The 20,706-nt window shown below is 52.5% G+C and carries 21 protein-coding genes and 5 tRNA genes; 15 read left to right on the plus strand and 11 right to left on the minus strand.

Annotation, left to right across the window (positions count from 1 at the left end; genetic code table 11):
- Positions 1-2: 2 nt before the first annotated feature.
- From gutM to srlA, 5 genes are all read right to left on the minus strand, one after another.
- The gene (gutM, locus tag HV261_RS07910; protein ID WP_137382785.1) at positions 3-362 is read right to left on the minus strand and encodes a transcriptional regulator GutM; all 360 of its coding nucleotides are present in this window, start codon (positions 360-362) and stop codon (positions 3-5) included.
- Positions 363-463: 101 nt separating this feature from the next.
- The gene (srlD, locus tag HV261_RS07915) at positions 464-1,243 is read right to left on the minus strand and encodes a sorbitol-6-phosphate dehydrogenase (protein ID WP_003037345.1); all 780 of its coding nucleotides are present in this window, start codon (positions 1,241-1,243) and stop codon (positions 464-466) included.
- Between the two features lie 17 nt (positions 1,244-1,260).
- Positions 1,261-1,623 carry a PTS glucitol/sorbitol transporter subunit IIA gene (gene srlB, locus HV261_RS07920; protein WP_137382786.1) on the minus strand — a complete coding sequence of 121 codons (363 nt, stop codon included), beginning with the start codon at positions 1,621-1,623 and terminating at the stop codon, positions 1,261-1,263.
- A gap of 13 nt (positions 1,624-1,636) precedes the next feature.
- Complete coding sequence (gene srlE / locus HV261_RS07925; protein WP_202037937.1) at positions 1,637-2,608, minus strand: PTS glucitol/sorbitol transporter subunit IIB; 972 nt, start codon at positions 2,606-2,608, stop codon at positions 1,637-1,639.
- On the minus strand, positions 2,605-3,168 hold the full coding sequence (srlA, locus tag HV261_RS07930) for a PTS glucitol/sorbitol transporter subunit IIC (RefSeq protein ID WP_202037938.1): 564 nt from the start codon (positions 3,166-3,168) through the stop codon (positions 2,605-2,607). Before srlA ends, srlE begins: the two co-directional genes overlap by 4 nt.
- Positions 3,169-3,432: 264 nt before the next feature.
- Here srlA and mltB point away from each other — a divergent pair, with 264 nt between their 5' ends.
- From mltB to luxS, 15 genes are all read left to right on the plus strand, one after another.
- Positions 3,433-4,512, plus strand: a complete 1,080-nt coding sequence (gene mltB / locus HV261_RS07935) for a lytic murein transglycosylase B (RefSeq protein WP_170974369.1) — start codon at positions 3,433-3,435, stop codon at positions 4,510-4,512.
- Between the two features lie 194 nt (positions 4,513-4,706).
- Entirely contained in the window at positions 4,707-5,204 is a 498-nt protein-coding gene (gene pncC, locus HV261_RS07940) for a nicotinamide-nucleotide amidase (protein ID WP_202037939.1), read from the plus strand.
- 92 nt (positions 5,205-5,296) lie between these two features.
- Positions 5,297-6,361 carry a recombinase RecA gene (gene recA / locus HV261_RS07945; protein WP_137382790.1) on the plus strand — a complete coding sequence of 355 codons (1,065 nt, stop codon included), beginning with the start codon at positions 5,297-5,299 and terminating at the stop codon, positions 6,359-6,361.
- A 69-nt stretch (positions 6,362-6,430) separates the two neighbouring features.
- Entirely contained in the window at positions 6,431-6,931 is a 501-nt protein-coding gene (gene recX / locus HV261_RS07950) for a recombination regulator RecX (protein WP_202037940.1), read from the plus strand.
- A gap of 128 nt (positions 6,932-7,059) precedes the next feature.
- Complete coding sequence (gene alaS, locus HV261_RS07955) at positions 7,060-9,687, plus strand: alanine--tRNA ligase (protein ID WP_137382792.1); 2,628 nt, start codon at positions 7,060-7,062, stop codon at positions 9,685-9,687.
- 238 nt (positions 9,688-9,925) lie between these two features.
- Positions 9,926-10,111: a carbon storage regulator CsrA gene (csrA, locus tag HV261_RS07960; RefSeq protein WP_000906486.1), complete on the plus strand. Its 186-nt coding sequence runs from the start codon at positions 9,926-9,928 to the stop codon at positions 10,109-10,111.
- 390 nt (positions 10,112-10,501) lie between these two features.
- Positions 10,502-10,594 (plus strand) — tRNA-Ser (locus tag HV261_RS07965).
- Between the two features lie 3 nt (positions 10,595-10,597).
- Positions 10,598-10,674 (plus strand) — tRNA-Arg (locus HV261_RS07970).
- A 60-nt stretch (positions 10,675-10,734) separates the two neighbouring features.
- Positions 10,735-10,811: transfer RNA gene (locus HV261_RS07975), tRNA-Arg, on the plus strand.
- 193 nt (positions 10,812-11,004) lie between these two features.
- Positions 11,005-11,081, plus strand: a tRNA-Arg gene (locus HV261_RS07980).
- 32 nt (positions 11,082-11,113) lie between these two features.
- Positions 11,114-11,190: transfer RNA gene (locus HV261_RS07985), tRNA-Arg, on the plus strand.
- Between the two features lie 271 nt (positions 11,191-11,461).
- Positions 11,462-12,028, plus strand: a complete 567-nt coding sequence (yqaB, locus tag HV261_RS07990) for a fructose-1-phosphate/6-phosphogluconate phosphatase (RefSeq protein WP_040232255.1) — start codon at positions 11,462-11,464, stop codon at positions 12,026-12,028.
- Positions 12,025-12,453, plus strand: coding sequence for a YqaA family protein (locus HV261_RS07995; RefSeq protein ID WP_202037941.1), 429 nt, complete (start codon positions 12,025-12,027; stop codon positions 12,451-12,453). Before yqaB ends, HV261_RS07995 begins: the two co-directional genes overlap by 4 nt.
- A 77-nt stretch (positions 12,454-12,530) precedes the next feature.
- A complete protein-coding gene (gshA, locus tag HV261_RS08000) occupies positions 12,531-14,090 on the plus strand; it encodes a glutamate--cysteine ligase (protein ID WP_202037942.1) in 1,560 nt (519 codons plus the stop codon).
- 149 nt (positions 14,091-14,239) lie between these two features.
- Complete coding sequence (gene luxS / locus HV261_RS08005) at positions 14,240-14,755, plus strand: S-ribosylhomocysteine lyase (RefSeq protein WP_005130532.1); 516 nt, start codon at positions 14,240-14,242, stop codon at positions 14,753-14,755.
- A gap of 86 nt (positions 14,756-14,841) precedes the next feature.
- Here luxS and emrB read toward each other — a convergent pair whose 3' ends face one another.
- The 6 genes from emrB to HV261_RS08035 form a co-directional block, all read right to left on the minus strand.
- Positions 14,842-16,380 carry a multidrug efflux MFS transporter permease subunit EmrB gene (gene emrB, locus HV261_RS08010; protein WP_061068443.1) on the minus strand — a complete coding sequence of 513 codons (1,539 nt, stop codon included), beginning with the start codon at positions 16,378-16,380 and terminating at the stop codon, positions 14,842-14,844.
- Between the two features lie 16 nt (positions 16,381-16,396).
- Positions 16,397-17,569 carry a multidrug efflux MFS transporter periplasmic adaptor subunit EmrA gene (gene emrA / locus HV261_RS08015; RefSeq protein ID WP_048213008.1) on the minus strand — a complete coding sequence of 391 codons (1,173 nt, stop codon included), beginning with the start codon at positions 17,567-17,569 and terminating at the stop codon, positions 16,397-16,399.
- Between the two features lie 129 nt (positions 17,570-17,698).
- Complete coding sequence (gene mprA, locus HV261_RS08020) at positions 17,699-18,229, minus strand: transcriptional repressor MprA (RefSeq protein ID WP_005122929.1); 531 nt, start codon at positions 18,227-18,229, stop codon at positions 17,699-17,701.
- Positions 18,230-18,319: 90 nt separating this feature from the next.
- Positions 18,320-18,655, minus strand: a complete 336-nt coding sequence (gene ygaH, locus HV261_RS08025; RefSeq protein WP_137383530.1) for an L-valine transporter subunit YgaH — start codon at positions 18,653-18,655, stop codon at positions 18,320-18,322.
- Positions 18,645-19,382 carry an AzlC family ABC transporter permease gene (locus HV261_RS08030; RefSeq protein ID WP_202037943.1) on the minus strand — a complete coding sequence of 246 codons (738 nt, stop codon included), beginning with the start codon at positions 19,380-19,382 and terminating at the stop codon, positions 18,645-18,647. Before HV261_RS08030 ends, ygaH begins: the two co-directional genes overlap by 11 nt.
- A gap of 122 nt (positions 19,383-19,504) precedes the next feature.
- On the minus strand, positions 19,505-20,689 hold the full coding sequence (locus tag HV261_RS08035) for an MFS transporter (RefSeq protein WP_137383532.1): 1,185 nt from the start codon (positions 20,687-20,689) through the stop codon (positions 19,505-19,507).
- Positions 20,690-20,706 lie beyond the last annotated feature (17 nt).

The raw sequence follows: 20,706 nt of genomic DNA on the forward strand, positions 1-20,706 counted from the left end.
AATTACCCATGTTTCAGTTTAAGCGCCAATGATAGTGCATTCTGCGAAAGCGGATCATGGGGAAAGATCACATCAGGCTGTAATTCATCAAGATGTTTGCCCATTATTGTGGCAATTTTGCCAGGTCTTGCAAAAACGGTAAGACCTTTCATAAATAACGTATCGGCAACCCGCTGTTGCTCATCCAGTGCGATGGCGACCACAACACGGGGTTTAAACCGCCCGCCGGAGCGACCCACGCCGACCCGGCCCCGCTGGCAGAGCTTATCGAAAGCCCGATTAAAACGGGATATTTGCCAGCCCCCTAATGCCAGTTGCAGACACCACGCAATGGCGGCGACGGTAATCAGTGCGGAAACCATGTTATTGCTCCTTGATTATATGCCGGGTGGCGCTACGCTTACCCGGCCTACAGGGATGGCGTAGGCCGGATAAGGTGAAACCGCCATCCGGCAATTCAACATTAGAACATCACCTGACCGCCGGTGACGTTAATCGATTGTCCGGTGCAGTAAGACGCTTTTGGACTGGCGTAAAACAGCAGCATATTCAGTACGTCCTGATAATCGCAGCCGCGCTTGAGTGGCACTTTATCAATGTAGTACTGCTCCACTTCGTCCGGCTTGAGGCCAAGTTTAGTGGCATATTGCGGTAATAATGACTGGAACATTGGGGATTTCAGCAGATTACCCAGCATCAGCGAATGTACGGTAATGCCGTATTCCGCCAGGTCCAGCGCCAGCGATTGCGTTAAGCCTACGCCGCCAAATTTCGCCGCGCTGTAACCCGAGTTGTGCTTGCTACCCACTTTTCCCGATTTGGAGTTGATCTGGATAATGCGGCCCTGGACGCCATCACGGATCATCAGGCGCGAGAATTCACGTGCACAGAGGAAATAGCCGACCAGATTCACCTGCAGTGAACGGTCAAAATCCCCCAACTGAAAGTCGCTGATAAACGCGGCTTTGGCAATGCCCGCGCTGTAAACCAGCAGGTCAACGCGACCGAATATTTCATCGACTCCGCGCGACAGCGCCAGCACGCTCTGCTCGCTGGTGGCATCGGCACCAAAACCGTAAGCGGTGCCTTCGCCGAACTCGGCGTTAATTTCCTGCGCCACATTCGCCGCTTTATCGCTTTGAATATCGACGACCGCAACGCGGTAACCTTCTGTTGCAAGCCCACGGCAAAGGAATGCCCCCAGGGTCTGGCCTCCACCAATGACAACGGCAACTTGATTCATTTTTCTCTCCTTTACTCTTAAGCGACAAACTTCAAAATACAGCCCGGAACGATATCGTCCGGTACGGGCCCCGCTATGTGCACGGTGCCGGGAAATTCCGCTTCGCTTAGTCCGTCGAAGCGCAGGGTGATATGTCCGAGTTCACGTAAGTTTTGTTCTGCCACGCTGCCGACAGCTGTAACTGGGTAGTGATGCTGGCCCAGTTCGAAACGGATACCGGCTTGCAGAGAACCGTTCAGCACGCCATGACAATGAATGAAGCAAAACTCTTCGATATCCGCAGGGGCGCCTTCACGAAAGGTAATCAGCATCTGGTCGCACAGTGCATCCGCTGCGCTTTGGCCGATACGGGTGATGGTGGTCTGATAAATCACGGTCATTTCTGAGTGCCTCTTATTGGTAGATAAAGCCGGAAACAAACCAGGCGATGAGAACGGTAGGCGCACCGGTGAGGAAGCGGCTTACCAGAACAGATGGCACACCGACGCGCACGGTGTCCTGACGAGCCTCGGCCAGCGACAGGCCAACCGGGATAAAATCGCATGCGGCCTGGGCGTTAATGGCAAACAGAGCGGGTAGTGCCAGATGTGGCGGGATATTCCCCAGACCAATTTGCACGCCGATCAGTACCCCGATAACCTGGGCAATCACTGCACCAGGGCCGAGGAAAGGCGACAGCAATGGGAATGAGCAAATTAGCGCCAGGGTTACCAGCCCCAGAGGGTGGCTGGCCAACGGCGCAAGACCATGGGCTATCCAGTCACCTAAACCGGAAGCCATGATGATGCCAATCAGTGCCGAGACGAACGCCATAAACGGCAGAATGGTTTTCAGCACGGTATCAATCGTGTCGCGTCCGGACTGGAACAGCACCGCAACGGCGGAGCCCATGCCCATACCGACTTTTGCCAGCAGGCCATCACTTTGTTCGGTAATCTTTTTGCTGGTGTCGTAATCGCGACCGATAGTGCTGCTTGCAGGCTGCGGCGTAGCGGAGGCTTCACCGACAACGGTGATGTTTTCTTCTTTCACGCCAGAGACATAGATATCTTCAACAATGTACTGTGCCAGTGGGCCGGATTTCCCGGTCGCGTGAATATTTACCGTCGGTATACGACGTTTCGGATAGATCCCGCAGCGCAACGTGCCGCCGCAGTCGATGATTGCTACACCGATTTCATTCTCTGGTGGTTCACCTTCTTTGAAGCCATCAATGGCCTGCCAGCCGGTCAAACTGGCCAGTTTGTCGACAATTGCAGGACGTGTCCCGGCAGTGATATAGACAATTTTCTTGCCCGGAACGGCATCCAGTTCAAGCGGGCCACCCCAGCCGCCAGTGCCTTTTTCAATACGAATACGCGTCATGATGTTGCTCCCGCCAGATGCACTTTCTGCTCAAGTTGAATGCCCATTTTTTTCTCAAAGATGGCGGTGGTGAAATCGGTCACCCAGCCACGGAAGAAGTTGGTGATCAGACCGACCAGTAAATAGCTCACGGCGAGCGGGCCAAGCGGGAGGCCCAGCGTCGTCAAGCCGCTGGCGATCCCCAGATAGACAAACAGCTCTCCGGGGTTAATGTGTGGGAACAAGCCGTTCATTGAGTGGCAGCTATAGGACGCGGCTGCGTAATAGCTGGGCTTATATCTCTCTGGCATAAAACGGCCCAGGCTCAGCGTCATGGGGTTACAAAAAACGAATGTGCCGATGCACGGCAGCAGCAGATAGCGGGACAATGGGTTTCCGGCGCAGCGCTGGGCAAATCGTTCGATACGCTGCTGACCAATAAAGTTAATTAGCGCATTCATGATGACCAGCAGGCTAATCAGCAGTGGAAGAATACCGGTCACCATGCCGGTAAACACTTCTCCGCCTTTCTGGAACAGCCCGATAAACCACTCAGCACCGAGTGTGATGGTGTCGATCATTATTCTCTCCTGTAGGGATTTTAGTTACCTTGCCAAACGGTAGTTAATTTTAATCAGATCGAAAGATTTAAAAGTGTTATTTTGATCTCAAAATGAAAGATAAATATTTTAATTTGAAAGTTATTGCGTGAGCGCTCGCAAATGTGCGGGTCAGAGATGAAAGGGGATGTAAATTCTGTGAAGGAGAGCGACTACCGCTTCCTTGTATGACGGGGGATGCTTTACCATACTTCCCCCAGGCTGAATTTGTTTAATGGATGTCTCATGTTCAAGCGTCGTTATGTAGCATTACTCCCCCTTTTCGTACTGCTCGCTGCCTGTAGCAGCAAACCCAAACCTTCAGAGACTCAAACGACTACCGGTGCGCCATCCGGCGGCTTCCTGCTTGAGCCACAGCACAACGTCATGCAAACAAGCGGCGACTTCGCCAATAATCCGAATGCACAGCAGTTCATCGAGAAAATGGTGAACAAGCATGGTTTTGACCGTCAGCAATTGCAGGAAATCCTGTCGCAGGCCAAGCGCCTGGACTCAGTATTGCGTCTGATGGACCGCCAGGCACCCACAACGCAGCCGCCAGCCGGACCTAATGGCGCATGGCTGCGCTATCGCAAGCAGTTCATCACCCCGGACAACGTGCAAAATGGTGTGGCGTTCTGGAATCAATATGAAGATGCGCTGAACCGCGCGTGGCAGGTATACGGAGTACCACCAGAAATTATCGTTGGCATCATCGGCGTTGAAACGCGCTGGGGTCGCGTGATGGGCAAAACGCGTATTCTGGATGCGCTGGCGACGCTGTCCTTCAACTATCCACGCCGTGCGGAATACTTCTCTGGCGAGCTGGAAACCTTCCTGCTGATGGCGCGAGATGAAAGTGATGATCCGCTCGATCTAAAAGGTTCCTTTGCGGGTGCGATGGGTTACGGTCAATTTATGCCATCCTCCTATAAACAATATGCCGTTGATTTCAATGGTGATGGGCACATTAACCTGTGGGACCCCGTCGATGCTATCGGCAGCGTGGCGAACTATTTCAAAGGGCACGGCTGGGTGAAAGGCGACACCGTGGCAGTACCTGCAAATGGTCAGGCACCGGGTCTTGCGAACGGCTTTAAAACCCAATACAGCATTGCTCAGCTTGCTGCTGCAGGCCTGACACCGCAGCAGTCGTTGGGGAATCATCAGCAGGCCAGCCTGCTGCGTCTGGATGTTGGCACCGGCTACCAGTACTGGTATGGACTGCCGAACTTCTACACCATCACCCGCTATAACCACAGCACACATTACGCGATGGCGGTGTGGCAACTGGGGCAGGCAGTAGCGCTGGCTCGCGTGCAGTAATCGCGTGTTACCGGCCTACAGGAAGATTTCGCTTGTAGGCCGGATAAGACGCGCTGGCATCGCTATCCGGCAGGTCTGATTTATGCAACGGATCAATTTTTGGAATCCCCCTCGTAAAACGTTCTCCTTATCCCCATCTTGGTTGTGAAAGTGCTATCTTGTCCGGCATATTTTTTTAACTGACAGAGGCTGAAATGACCGACAGTGAACTGATGCAGTTAAGTGAGCAGGTGGGGCTGGCGTTAAAAGCACGCGGAGCAACGGTGACAACAGCGGAATCCTGCACCGGCGGTTGGGTGGCAAAAGCTATTACCGATATTGCCGGTAGCTCAGCCTGGTTTGAGCGCGGGTTTGTCACTTACAGCAACCAAGCCAAAGCGCAGATGATTGGCGTGCGCGAAGAAACGCTGGCGCAGCATGGGGCGGTGAGTGAACCGGTGGTCGTTGAAATGGCGATTGGCGCGCTAAAAGCCGCCCGTGCAGACTTCGCCGTCTCGATTAGCGGTATCGCAGGACCCGATGGCGGTAGTGAAGACAAGCCCGTGGGTACGGTATGGTTTGCCTTTGCCAGCGTCAGCGGTGAGGGGATTACCCGGCGAGAATGCTTCAGCGGCGACCGTGAGTCGGTACGTCGTCAGGCGACCGCGTATGCGTTACAAACCCTGTGGCAACAATTTCTACAAAATACTTGATACTGTATGAGCATACAGTATAATTGCCTCAACAGAACATTATCTTTCACGTTTCACGGTTTAATCCGAAAGCGGCATGACAGGAGTAATTAATGGCTATCGACGAAAACAAACAGAAAGCGTTGGCGGCAGCGCTGGGTCAGATCGAAAAGCAATTCGGTAAAGGCTCCATCATGCGCCTGGGTGAAGACCGTTCCATGGACGTGGAAACCATCTCTACCGGTTCGCTTTCTCTGGATATCGCATTGGGCGCGGGCGGTTTGCCGATGGGACGCATCGTCGAAATTTATGGGCCTGAATCCTCCGGTAAAACAACGCTGACGCTGCAAGTTATTGCTGCTGCACAGCGCGAAGGTAAAACCTGTGCATTCATCGATGCAGAACACGCGTTGGATCCTGTCTATGCGCGTAAGCTTGGCGTTGATATCGATAACCTGCTGTGTTCTCAGCCGGATACGGGTGAACAAGCTCTGGAAATCTGTGACGCGCTGGCGCGTTCTGGCGCAGTCGACGTTATCGTTGTTGACTCCGTTGCTGCACTGACGCCGAAGGCTGAAATCGAAGGCGAGATCGGTGACTCTCATATGGGCCTTGCGGCACGTATGATGAGCCAGGCAATGCGTAAGCTGGCGGGTAACCTGAAGCAGTCCAACACATTGCTGATTTTCATCAACCAGATCCGTATGAAAATTGGCGTTATGTTCGGTAACCCGGAAACGACTACCGGTGGTAACGCCCTGAAATTTTACGCCTCCGTCCGTCTGGATATCCGTCGTATTGGCGCGGTGAAAGAGGGCGATAACGTGGTTGGTAGCGAAACCCGCGTTAAGGTCGTAAAAAACAAAATTGCAGCACCGTTTAAACAGGCTGAATTCCAGATTCTTTACGGCGAAGGTATCAACTTCTACGGCGAACTGGTTGACCTGGGCGTGAAAGAGAAGCTGATTGAAAAAGCGGGCGCATGGTATAGCTACAACGGTGATAAAATTGGCCAGGGTAAAGCGAATGCGACCAACTGGCTGAAAGAAAACCCGGCTGCCGCAAAAGAAATTGAGAAAAAATTACGCGAGTTACTGCTCAATAACCAGGATTCAACGCCAGATTTCTCCGTTGATGACAGTGGTCAAGACGTAGCAGAAACCAACGAAGATTTCTGATAGTCTGACGTAATCGCATATAAAAGGGCTGCATATCATGCAGCCCTTTTCCATTTCTGAAGGCTCAATATGACAGATTCAACTTCCCGCCGCTCTGCTTACTCCCGATTACTTGACCGCGCAGTGCGAATACTTGCGATGCGCGACCACAGTGAGCAGGAACTGCGGCGTAAACTGGCTGCTCCGGTGATGGGGAAAAAGGGACCAGAAGAAATTGATGCCACGCCGGAGGATTACGACAAGGTTGTCGCCTGGTGTATTGAAAGCCGTTATCTTGATGATGATCGATTTGTTCAGCAATTCATTGCCAGCCGTAGCCGTAAAGGTTATGGGCCTGCGCGTGTGCGCCAGGAATTAGGTCAGAAAGGGATCGCTCGTGAGGCCATTGAGCGGGCAATGCGGGAATGTGAAATTGACTGGGCGCGACTTGCGCGTGAGCAGGCAATCAGAAAATATGGCGAACCCTTACCTGTCGATTTTTCAGAAAAGGTTAAGGTTCAGCGTTTTTTGCTCTATCGCGGCTATCTGATGGAAGATATTCAGGCAATATGGCGAAATTTTGACGATTGAGCGCATACGGGATTTTACTTCCCAGTAAAGAAATCTTATCTTATTCCCACTTTTCGATTGCCAGAGGCGCAGTTTGCATGCCGATGCTGGTAATGACATTTCGTTAGCTTGATTTCTTCAGGATAATTATGAGCAAGAGCACCGCTGAGATCCGTCAGGCGTTTCTCGATTTTTTCCATAGTAAAGGACATCAGGTAGTTGCCAGCAGCTCCCTGGTACCCAACAATGACCCTACTTTGTTGTTTACCAACGCCGGGATGAACCAGTTCAAGGATGTATTCCTTGGCCTCGACAAGCGTAATTATTCCCGCGCAACCACTTCGCAGCGTTGCGTACGCGCGGGCGGTAAGCACAACGATCTGGAAAACGTCGGTTACACTGCACGTCACCACACCTTCTTCGAAATGCTGGGCAACTTCAGCTTCGGCGACTACTTCAAACACGATGCTATTCAATACGCATGGGAACTGCTGACCGGTGAAAACTGGTTTGCTCTGCCAAAAGAGCGTCTGTGGGTCACCGTCTACGAAACTGACGATGAAGCCTATGAAATCTGGGAAAAAGAAGTCGGTATTCCGCGCGAACGTATCATCCGTATTGGGGATAACAAAGGCGCTGCGTATGCATCCGACAACTTCTGGCAGATGGGTGATACCGGCCCTTGCGGTCCGTGCACCGAGATTTTCTACGATCACGGTGACCACATTTGGGGTGGCCCTCCGGGAAGCGCAGAAGAAGATGGCGATCGCTACATTGAGATCTGGAACATCGTCTTCATGCAGTTCAACCGTCAAGCCGACGGCACCATGGAACCGCTGCCGAAGCCGTCCGTGGACACCGGTATGGGTCTGGAGCGTATTGCGGCCGTGCTGCAACATGTTAACTCCAACTACGAAATTGACCTGTTCCGCTCACTGATCGAAGCCGTGGCGAAAGTGACCGGTGCGACCGATCTGAGCAATAAATCACTGCGCGTTATCGCCGACCATATTCGTTCCTGCGCATTCCTGATTGCCGATGGCGTTGTCCCGTCGAATGAAAACCGTGGCTATGTGCTGCGCCGTATCATTCGTCGCGCGGTACGTCATGGCAACATGCTGGGCGCGAAAGATACCTTCTTCTACAAGCTGGTTGGTCCGCTGGTGGACGTCATGGGCTCTGCAGGTGAAGAACTGAAGCGTCAGCAGGCTATGGTTGAGCAGGTTCTGAAAACCGAAGAAGAGCAGTTTGCGCGTACGCTGGAACGTGGTCTGGCACTGCTGGATGAAGAACTGGCGAAACTGTCTGGCGATACGCTGGACGGCGAAACAGCATTCCGCCTGTATGACACTTACGGTTTCCCGGTTGACCTGACGGCAGACGTTTGCCGCGAGCGCAACATTAAGGTTGATGAAGCTGGCTTTGAGGCCGCAATGGAAGAACAGCGCCGTCGTGCGCGTGAAGCCAGCGGTTTTGGCGCAGACTACAATGCGATGATTCGTGTTGATGGTGCCTCTGAATTTAAAGGCTACGAGAACCTGGAACTGAACGGCAAAGTGACCGCGCTGTTTGTTGATGGTAAAGCGGTAGATGCCATTAACGCCGGTCAGGACGCTGTCGTTGTTCTGGATCAGACGCCGTTCTATGCAGAATCCGGTGGCCAGGTTGGCGATAAAGGTGAACTGAAAGGCGCCGGTTTTGCCTTTGCCGTGAACGACACGCAAAAATATGGTCAGGCAATTGGTCATATTGGCAAGCTGTCTGCGGGTTCTCTGAAAGTGGGCGATGCGGTGCAGGCTGATGTGGATGAAGCGCGTCGTGCGCGGATCCGTCTCAATCACTCCGCAACGCACCTGATGCACGCGGCGTTGCGTCAGGTTCTGGGCACGCATGTGGCGCAGAAAGGTTCACTGGTAAACGATAAAGTGCTGCGTTTCGACTTCTCGCATACCGAAGCGATGAAGCCTGCTGAAATTCGTGCTGTTGAAGATCTGGTGAATGCGCAAATTCGTCGCAACCTACCGATTGAAACGAACATCATGGATCTCGAGGCAGCGAAAGCCAAAGGTGCAATGGCGCTGTTTGGTGAGAAATACGATGACCACGTGCGTGTTCTGAGCATGGGTGATTTCTCTACCGAACTGTGTGGTGGTACTCATGCCAGCCGTACGGGCGATATCGGTCTGTTCCGTATTGTCTCCGAGTCTGGTACCGCTGCGGGCGTTCGTCGTATCGAAGCCGTGACCGGTGAAGGCGCTCTGAATACCGTGCATGCTGAAAGCGATCGCTTAAGCGATATTGCGCAGCTGCTGAAAGGCGATAGCCAGAATATCGGTGATAAAGTTCGTTCCGTACTGGAACGTACGCGTCAGCTCGAAAAAGAATTGCAGCAATTGAAGGAACAGGCCGCAGCGCAGGAAAGTGCGAACCTTTCCAGCAAAGCAGTTGATATCAACGGCGTGAAGCTGTTGGTCAGCGAGCTTGCGGACGTTGAACCGAAAATGCTGCGTACCATGGTTGATGATCTGAAAAATCAGCTGGGTTCTACTGTTGTTGTACTGGCAACAGTTGCTGAAGGTAAGGTTTCTCTGATTGCGGGCGTGTCTAAGGATGTGACAGACCGCGTGAAAGCAGGGGAACTGATTGGGATGGTCGCTCAGCAGGTAGGCGGCAAGGGTGGTGGTCGTCCGGACATGGCGCAAGCCGGTGGTACGGATGCTGCGGCTCTGCCGGCAGCGTTAGCCAGTGTGAAAGGCTGGGTTAGCGCAAAACTGTAAAAATTATAAGCGTAAGTCGACGCTGCGGACTTCAATCCGCAGCGTTTGCCTCAACGCTATCGACAACGATAAAGTCAGGTTGAAGTTGTGTATATCGGCTAAACTTAGGTTTAACAGAATGTGATGCCGTGACTGCTTACACTTAGGTGTTTGTCATCGCTTACTTTTTGGCGTTATATGATGGATAATGCCGGGATACAGAGAGACCCGACTCTTTTAATCTTTCAAGGAGCAAAGAATGCTGATTCTGACTCGTCGAGTTGGTGAGACCCTCATGATAGGCGATGAGGTCACCGTGACAGTTTTAGGGGTGAAGGGCAACCAGGTGCGCATTGGCGTCAACGCCCCGAAAGAAGTTTCTGTCCATCGTGAAGAGATCTACCAGCGTATCCAGGCTGAAAAATCCCAGCAGTCCAGTTACTAAGGTTTTCGCGTCTCACCTGTCTGGTGAGGCGCAACCTGATCGAGCATTCTCTTTTCTTACTTTTTACCTCCTCATTGCGCTCTTATCTCTTTCTATACCGCTCTGACTTCTCTCTGATTATTGTCATTCCACGTCGTTTTCTCTGCAGTGATGCTGTTATTGTCTTCCCCGATGATTTTTCTGTTCGTACATCGTCTGCGTATAACGCCGATTTATCTGTTGATAAAACACTCTTTTTGCCGTTTTTGCAGACTAATTGCGCGTGAAATGTGCAAACGATAAAAGCTCTGGAAAAATTGTTTGACTTATAAGTCCCAGAAAGTAATATGTGCGCCACGCAGCGACGATGAGCAGAAACAAGTTCTTCGAAGCACTCGTAAGAGGCGTGTTGGTGAGGTGGCCGAGAGGCTGAAGGCGCTCCCCTGCTAAGGGAGTATGCGGTCAAAAGCTGCATCCGGGGTTCGAATCCCCGCCTCACCGCCATTTGCATCCGTAGCTCAGCTGGATAGAGTACTCGGCTACGAACCGAGCGGTCGGAGGTTCGAATCCTCCCGGATGCACCATATTACTTGATAGCGCTTTAGCAGCGACATCAAATCTGCAGTAAAGTAAGTTTCCCTGATGCATCCGTAGCTCAGCTGGATAGAGTACTCGGCTACGAACCGAGCGGTCGGAGGTTCGAATCCTCCCGGATGCACCATCTTCTCCGAGACAACAGCAAAACTGTTGTTTCATGGTCTGCGAGATAATCGCGAGCACCAGGGAGGATAACGTTGCTTTAGCAACGGCCCGCAGGGCGAGGCGCAGCCGAGTAATCCTCCCGGATGCACCATCTCTTACTTGATATCGTTTATTACGATATCAATATCGGCAGTAAAGCAAGTTTCCCTGATGCATCCGTAGCTCAGCTGGATAGAGTACTCGGCTACGAACCGAGCGGTCGGAGGTTCGAATCCTCCCGGATGCACCATCTCTTGTTTTCTCCAATCTGGTTTCACCGATGCATCCGTAGCTCAGCTGGATAGAGTACTCGGCTACGAACCGAGCGGTCGGAGGTTCGAATCCTCCCGGATGCACCATTCTTCTCCTAAATAACAGCGAAACTGTTGTTTCACGGTCTGCGAGATAATCGCCAGCACCAGGGTGGATAACGTTGCTTCAGCAACGGCCCACAGGGCGAGGCGTGACCGAGTGCATCCTCCCGGATGCACCATCTTCTCCTGAATTGTTTTCTTACCTCCCCCTGAATTATTTCCTTGTCTTCCCTGAACAATCCTCAATTCGCTGTCAGCGACAAAATCAATCAATTACGATAAAATAACGTCTGGTTAATCGGCTTGTGAGAAGACGATGTACGAACGTTATGCAGGTTTAATTTTTGATATGGATGGTACCATCCTGGATACCGAGCCTACGCACCGTAAAGCGTGGCATGAGGTATTAGGACGCTATGGGCTACGTTTTGATGAGCAGGCTATGGTCGCTCTCAACGGTTCCCCAACGTGGCGTATTGCCCAATCGGTGATTGAACTGAACCATGCCGATCTTGACCCCCATGCACTGGCGCGTGAAAAAACCGATAAGGTTAAAAGCATGCTGCTGGATAGCGTCCAGCCTTTACCGTTGGTCGATGTTGTGAAGGCCTGGTATGGCCGCCGTCCTATGTCAGTAGGTACAGGGAGCGAAAGTGCCATTGCAGAAGCTCTGCTTACTCACCTTGGACTGCGTCGTTATTTTGATGCCGTGGTGGCGGCCGATCACGTACAGCGCCATAAACCGGCTCCTGATACCTTCTTGTTATGTGCTGAGCGTATGGGCGTCGTTCCGGCTCGCTGCGTTGTGTTTGAAGATGCCGATTTTGGGTTGCAGGCAGCGCGTGCGGCAGGAATGGATGCTGTGGATGTTCGGTTACTGTGAGTGATGGACTGTCGCTCCTCTCATTGTTTGCCAGCAGCTTTCTCAGCGCCACGCTATTACCTGGAAATTCTGAAGTTGTTTTAGTTGCCTTACTGGTTTCTGGAGCGAGTCATCCCTGGGTCTTAGTTTTAACAGCAACAATGGGTAATAGCCTTGGAGGGTTAACTAACGTTATCCTTGGGCGTTTCTTTCCGTTGCGTAAAACATCGCGCTGGCAAGAGAAAGCCACTGGCTGGCTGAGGCGCTATGGCGTTGTCACACTATTATTAAGCTGGATGCCGGTTGTGGGTGATTTACTGTGCTTGTTAGCGGGATGGATGCGCATCTCGTGGGGCCCAGTTCTCTTTTTCTTATGCCTTGGCAAAGCGCTGCGCTATGTTGTGGTCGCGGCGGTTACGACGCAAGGCATTATGTGGTGGCACTAATTGTGTTGTGGAATAACCTTCAGGGTGACCAATACCATTATGCTAATTAAAACGATTTTGACAGGCGGGAGGTCAATTTGATCCCGGACGTATCACAGGCGCTGGCCTGGCTGGAAAAACATCCTCATGCGTTAGAGGGGATTCAACGCGGGCTCGAGCGCGAAACGCTGCGTGTTAATGCTGATGGTTCATTGGCAACGACAGGCCATCCTGAAGTGTTAGGTTCAGCGCTAACGCATAAATGGATAACCACTGACTTTGCCGAAACGCTGCTGGAGTTTATTACTCCACCGGGCGATGACATTCACAAAATGCTCACGTTCATGCGCGATCTGCATCGCTATACCGCCAGGAATCTTGGCGATGAGCGTATGTGGCCGCTGAGCATGCCTTGCTATATTGCCGAAGGTCAGGATATCGAGCTGGCGCAGTACGGCACGTCGAATATCGGTCGTCTGAAAACCCTTTACCGTGAAGGCCTCAAAAACCGTTACGGCGCGTTGATGCAGACTATCTCCGGCGTACACTACAACTTCTCGCTGCCGATGGCTTTCTGGCAGGCGAAATGTGGCGTAACAGATAGTGATGAAGACGTTAAAGAAAAAGTGTCAGCAGGGTATTTCCGTCTGATCCGCAACTACTACCGTTTCGGTTGGGTGATCCCGTATCTGTTTGGTGCCTCACCCGCAATTTGTTCCTCCTTCCTGCAAGGAAAGCCGACAACGCTGCCGTTTGAAAAAACCGATTGTGGTATGTATTACCTGCCTTATGCCACGTCGCTGCGTCTGAGTGACCTGGGTTATACCAATAAGTCGCAAAGCAATCTCGGAATTACGTTTAACGATTTGCATGAGTATGTGGCAGGATTGAAGCGCGCGATTAAAACGCCTTCAGAAGAATACGCGGCGATCGGTCTGGAGAAAGACGGTAAGCGCCTGCAAATCAACAGCAACGTTTTGCAGATCGAAAATGAACTGTATGCGCCAATTCGTCCGAAACGCGTGACTCGCAGCGGTGAAACGCCGTCTGATGCGCTTCTACGCGGCGGCATTGAGTACATCGAAGTGCGTTCACTCGACATCAACCCATTCTCGCCAATCGGCGTAGATGAACAGCAGGTGCGCTTCCTCGATTTGTTCATGGTTTGGTGCGTTCTGGCTGATGCGCCGGAAATGAGTAGCGACGAGCTGCTGTGTACGCGTACTAACTGGAATCGCGTTATTCTGGAAGGGCGCAAGCCAGGTCTGACGTTAGGTATTGGTTGTGAAACGGCTCAGTTCCCGCTGCCTAAAGTGGGTAAAGATCTGTTCCGTGATCTGAAACGTGTGGCACAAACGCTGGACAGCATTCACGGGGGAGAGGAATATCAAAAAGTATGTGACGAGCTGGTTGCCTGCTTTGATAATCCTGAGCTGACATTCTCAGCGCGGATCCTGCGGTCTATGATTGATACAGGTATTGGCGGAACGGGTAAAGCATTGGGTGAAGCCTACCGTAACCTGCTGCGCGAAGAACCGTTGGAACTGCTGCAGGAAGAAGAATTTATTGCTGAAAGTGCGGCTTCCAGGCGCCGTCAGCAGGAGATTGAAGCGGCAGATACTGAGCCGTTTGGCGTGTGGCTGGAAAAGCACGCCTGATACAAAAGAAAAAGGCCACTCGGGAGTGGCCAAAATTTCATCTCTGAAAACAGGGATGATGATAACAAATGCGCGTCTTTCATATACTCAGACTCGCCCCGGAACAAAGAGTTCAGAATATTTTAAAAAAATTTATCGGAGGTGGCTAAATGCCGTTGTTAGATAGTTTTACTGTCGATCACACCCGGATGGAAGCTCCTGCAGTCCGGGTTGCAAAAACGATGAACACCCCGCATGGCGACGCTATCACCGTGTTTGATCTGCGTTTCTGCATTCCGAACAAAGAAGTGATGCCTGAGAAAGGTATTCATACGCTGGAACACCTGTTTGCTGGTTTTATGCGTAACCACCTCAACGGTAACGGCGTTGAGATTATCGATATTTCGCCAATGGGTTGCCGTACCGGTTTCTACATGAGCCTGATTGGAACGCCGGACGAACAACGCGTAGCTGATGCCTGGAAAGCCGCAATGGCAGATGTGTTGAAAGTTCAGGATCAGAATCAGATCCCAGAACTGAACGTCTACCAGTGCGGTACGTATCAGATGCACTCCCTCAGCGAAGCGCAGGACATTGCCCGTCATATTCTGGAACGTGATGTCCGCGTTAACAGCAATGAAGAGCTGGCGCTGCCAAAAGACAAGCTGCAGGAACTGCATATCTAGTCTGGGCGGGCCTGCTAAGCATCGTGCTATCGGGTCACCAAATGTCAGGCATAAAAAAGCCAGTTCATTTGAACTGGCTTTTTTGATCAATGCGCGCCGCCGCCGCCACTGCCTGCACCGAATGGCGGTTTGGCAAACCATACCAGGCCGAGTAGCACGAGGAAAATCCCTGCAGACATCCAGAAGATTTCGTTAGCAGAAATAATCAGCCCCTGGTTGGTGATTTGCTGCGCCAGCCAGCCGGATGCCTGTTCTTTGGTCATCCCTAATCCCTGCAGCTGGTTATACATAGCCTGCGCATTAGGATTGTAAGGGTTTACTGACTCCGTCAGTTGCGCATGGTGCAGCGACTCACGGCTCGTCCACATCGTCGTGGTGATCGATGTACCAATAGAACCCGCCAGCGTTCGCGTAAAGTTAGACAGGCTCGATGCTGCCGCCATTCGTTCAGGCGGTAAACCCGATAGCGTGATGGTGGTCAATGGCATAAAGAAGCAGGCCACCGCGAAGCCCTGAATAAACTGCGGCCAGGCCGATGCGCCAAAATCCATACCGGGTTCGAACGTCCACGCACGCCAGTAGAAACAGACGGCATACATGATGAAGCTGAACGTGACCAGCCGACGCATATCCAGCTTGTGTGCGAAACGGCCGATAATCGGCGACAGGATCACGGGAATCACCCCAACCGGCGCAGACGCCAGGCCCGCCCAGGTTGCCGTATATCCGTACACCTCCTGCAATAGCTGCGGCAACAGGACAATTGCGCCGAAGTAGAGCATATAGGCCAGACTGATACACAGACAGCCGATGGTAAAGTTACGCGACTTAAACAGTGAGAGATCGACAATGGGGTGTTCGTCGGTAAGCTCCCAGACGATGAGGAAGCTGATTGCCACCACGGCGACGACCGTCAGGATGATAATTTCCTGCGAGGCGAACCAGTCCAACTCTTTGCCGCGGTCGAGCATAATCTGCAAACTGCCGATACCAATGACCAGTAGCGCCAGACCAATGGCGTCGATACGCCGCTGCTCGGTTTTGGTTTCCCGACCGCGCAGGGTTTGCAGCGTCATCAATACCACTACAGCACCGATTGGCACGTTGATGAAAAATATCCAGCCCCAGTGATAGTTGTCGCTGATATAGCCCCCAAGAATGGGGCCACAGATCGGGGCAACAATCACCGTCATCGACCAGAGCGCGAGGGCAATGGAGCGTTTGGCGGGAGGATAGTTATTCAGTAACAGGCTTTGCGAGAGCGGGATTAACGGACCGGCGACAATACCCTGAATGACGCGGAAGAAAATCAGCATGTTCAGGCTGGTGGACATCCCACATGCCCATGAGGCAATGACGAAGGCGATAGTTGACCACATGAAGAGTCTTACTTCGCCAACGCGCTTTGCCAGCCAGCCGGTGATCGGAATAGAGATAGCATTCGCCACCCCGAATGAGGTGATTACCCAGGTTCCCTGGCTCAGTGAAGAGCCGAGGTTCCCGGCGATAGTGGGGATCGCCACGTTAGCAATGGTGGAGTCCAGCACCTGCATGAATGTCGCCAGGGACAGCGCAATCGTCATAATGACGAGCTGCGCGCCTTCCAGCGGTTTTTGCTGTTGCATCACACGCACCTTTGAATTAGCCCGCGTTGGCCTGCACGATCTCTTCGATCATCTTATTGACCGGATCAAGGTTGATTTCACGTGCATTACTTTCAGATACTGGCGTCGTGCGGACCTGGCTTGCCAGGATCTGCCCGTCACGATTAGCGGTATCTACCGTAACCAGTGTCGACAAGCCAATACGCAGTGGATGTTGTGCCAGCTGCTGCGCATCCAGCTCGATACGTACCGGCAAACGCTGGACGACTTTGATCCAGTTACCGGTCGCGTTTTGCGCCGGCAGCAGGGAGAAAGCGCTGCCCGTACCCATATCCAGGCCGACGACTTTCCCGGTGTATTTCACATCATCGCCGTAAATATCACTGATAACGGTCGCCGGTTGGCCAATACGCATGTGTGCCAGCTGTGTTTCTTTGAAGTTGGCATCCACCCACAGATTAGTGGCCGGAACCACCGCCATCAGCGGCGTCGTCGGGCTAATTTGCGCGCCAGGCTGCACGGCACGACGGGAAACATAGCCGGTCATCGGGCTGACAATTTTAGTACGTTCCAGCGCCAGCCAGGCATTACGCACTTCGGTGGCGGCCTGTTGTACAGCGGGTTGATCTTCCAGCTTGCTACCCAGAATCATCGCCTGGTTCGCATTATATTGTTGGATTGCGACATCAAGCTGAGCCTGAGCGCTGGCGACGGCATCGCGGGCGTGTTGCAGCTCTTCGCGGCCAATCAGGTTGGCGTTACCCAGCGGGACACGGCGATTAAAGTCGCTTTGTGCCTGGGCCAGCGCGGTTCTCTGGACTTCAATGCTTGCCTGCAGCTGCTTGCTGTTGATCATCAACTGGTGCGTCTGGCGCACGCTGGACGCCAGCGCAGTTTTGGCCTTTTCAAATGCCTGTTTGGCATCTGTCTGATCGAGAGTGACCAGGACATCGCCCTGTTTTACAAAGTCAGTGTTATCAGCCCAGACTTTCGTCACGCTGCCTGATACCTGCGCCATAATTTGAACCTGGTTCCCTGCCACGTACGCATCGTCTGTCTCTTCGATATGACGCAGTACTAAAAACCAATAAATCCCATATGCCACGGCAATGATAATAAAGAGCAAGGTCAGAAGCAGCAGCATACTTTTACGTTTGCCATTCTTCTTGACCGGTTGCTGCGGGGTTTGAGTCTCCGCATTTGCGCTCATGTTGTTCTCCACGATCTTATTTTTTTCACATCGGCTGGGGCCGACCTGTTTATCAGAAAGGCCAGCACTGTGCGTGCTGGCCTGTCGGTTTTTCATTTATAAATCTGGATTTCTGAGCGAGTCAGCGCGTTAGCGCAGCGCTTCTAATACCGCGCCATCCTGCTCCATCTGATCAAGACGGGTCAGAAGTTTACGGGTGATGTGCTCAAGTTGATCTTTTTCGGTGGTGCTGAGAGATGACCAAAGCTGATGAAGGCAGTTATGCTGAGGCGGTAATACCTCCTGCAAAAAAGCATGGCCTTTTTCGGTCAATTGCAGATGCAGACAGCGGCGATCGTTATCGCTTTCGCGACGCTCAATCCAGCCTCGCTTTTCTAACTCATCCGCGATGCGGGTGGCGTTAGTTCGTGACGAGCCAAGTGCGCAGCTCAGTTCAGAAGGCTGAATACTGTGGTTTTCCTGAGACTCCAGCGTAATCAACGCCATAAACAACGTCTCGTTAATCCCTTGAGCTTTCAGCATCTTATTGCGGTTTTCCAGCAGCTTGCCCTGCATATGCATGCAAAGACGGGTCAGAAGCACTTCCTGATAAGGGAACTCTTCGTAGCGGCTGGCGCGAAATTTTAGCATTTGTTCAATGGGCGTAAACGAACTATCCATTTGGGTATAACCTCATTAATTTCAGCCGATATAGTAACGACAGTGACAAATAAAGTAAATGTATTATTTATTTAAAATGATTATTTTAATCTATGAGACAAACAGCATTTTCCAGGCTAATCCATAGCCCAGAGCACTCAGTAAAGTCGGAATGATGATGCTGCGGGTCTTATAGAAGCTTGCACCCAGTACCACAAACCCCACCAGCGTAGGCACAAAACGACGGGCGTCGTGCATCACTTCTGGCGCGGTAGACACCACCAGCAGGGCGCAAATTGATGCAATACCGATGGTGTCGAGTAATATTCCAGTGGCTCCGCGTTTTGTCGGGCGCACATTCCCCATTCGCAGACGCAGTGGCAAATAGCGAAAACAGTAATTGACGCAGCCGACCAGCAGACCGAGCAGCAGAACCTCATAGCTCATCAGGACCTCCCTGCCAGAACGACTGAATGAGCGCGGTCAGGCATCCGCAGGCTATGCCTGCCAGGATGGCTGCTGGAATGGAAAACAGCGTCACGCCAGCCAGCGCACCGGCTAATGCCGCCGTGACGCATAGCGTTTGCTTACGCTGGAAAGAGGCCAGCAGAAAACTCATAAACAGCGCCGGGAGCATAAACCCCAGCGCCGCTTCTACCGCCGGGAAACCCTTCAGTAAGCCAGAGCCGGAAAATGCGCCGATAACCGTGCCAAGTACCCAGGAAGCCCAGGAGCATAGCGCGATGCCGATCATCCAGTTTTCACTCCAGCGGCGGTTATCCCGCACCAGCTTCGCCGTTGCCGCGGCAAAGACTTCGTCGGTGAGGCCAAAGGCCCATAGCGCGCTTTTAGGTTTGCTCAACTGTTGGGCGATACGGCTACGCAGAGAAGGGCCGTACAAAACGTGGCGAACATCCATCGCCATGACGGTCAGAGCCGCGACCCACAGTGAGCTGCCTGCGGCGAGCATGGTTGTGATGACAAACTGGCTGGCGCCGGCGTAAATGATGCAGGAGAAAAAAACGCTTTCAACGGGAGTAAAGCCCAGGCGAGTCGCATTCATTCCAAATGCAAATGCGACCGGAATATAACTGATAACTATCGGTAGACTGTCTTTGAATCCTTCAGTTAACGTTGCAGAACGGAATTCAGACTGGGGAACAGGGCTTTCCATAGGATTATAGGCTTCATTACCGAAATTAAAATAACCTGGCTCAATACGTTATAACCTTAGCAGACTGATGGGCTCCTTAACACCCTGAGGAGCCCAATCAAAGGTAAACGGACGTTATACGCCTAATTTACGGCTTCCTGGCGGTGAAAACCTCGCCACCAGACCAGTAGATTGAGTACGGCAACGGTCACACCTGCCAGACAAACGCCAGCCCAGCCGGCATGCTGCCAGGCTGACGCTGAAATCAGCGAACCTGCCGCACCACCAATGAAATAGCTGGTCATGTACCCGGCAGTCAGACGATTACGTGCGTCCGGGTGAATGCGATAGATAACGGTCTGGTTAGTGATATGTACCCCCTGAACGGTCAGATCCAGTACCAGGATACCGATAATCAGCATCGGCACTGAAGTATGTCCGAGCCAGATAGCCAGCCAGGAGAGCAACAGTAGCAGCAGGCCTGCGGTAGTCGTGAGGTGTGATTTACCCTTATCGGCAAAACCGCCTGCCGGACGAGCGCCTAACGCACCGGCAGCCCCGGCCAGGCCGAACAGGCCAATCATGCCTTCTGAATAGTTAAACGGTGGTGCGGCGAGTAAAAATGCCATCGATGTCCAGAGGATACTGAAGTTGGCAAAGGTCAGGCAGCCCAGCATCGCGCGGGTGCGGAGTAATTTATCGTGGATAAACAGGCTAAACACAGAACCCAATAGCTGCGGGTAGTTAAGATGGGTCTCTGATTTCATCTTCGGCAAACCACGCCACAGGGCAATCGCCATCAGCGCCATCAATACTGAGGCCACCCAAAACACGGTGCGCCAGCCGCCGAGATTCGCCAGTAACCCTGCAACCGTTCGCGCCAGCAAAATCCCCAGCAACAGGCCGCTCATAATCGTACCAACGACTTTACCGCGCTTGTCTGGTGTGGCGAGCGTCGCCGCCAGGGGAACCAGGATCTGTGCGACAACTGAGAACAACCCGGTTAGCGCAGTACCGAGGATCAGCATTCCCAGCGACTGACTGCTGGCAGTAATCAACATGCCGCCTGCGGCTAACAGTGTCATCGAGACAATCAGCATCCGGCGTTCAAACATATCGCCAAGCGGTACCAGAAACAGGAGCCCCGCCGCGTAGCCAAGCTGTGCTGCAGTGACGATAAAGCCCGCAGTACTGGCCGACAGCGAAAAGTTTCGCGCGATGGTGTCGAGCAGCGGCTGGGCGTAATAGTTACTGGCAACGGCGAGGCCGGTCGCCACAGACATTAAAACAATCAGTGCCGGGCTAAGCCCGTGAGTGGGTTTGGTCATTGTTTTCAACTGAATAA

The organism is Citrobacter sp. RHBSTW-00671, from assembly GCF_014103415.1.
Classification (GTDB): Bacteria; Pseudomonadota; Gammaproteobacteria; order Enterobacterales; family Enterobacteriaceae; genus Citrobacter.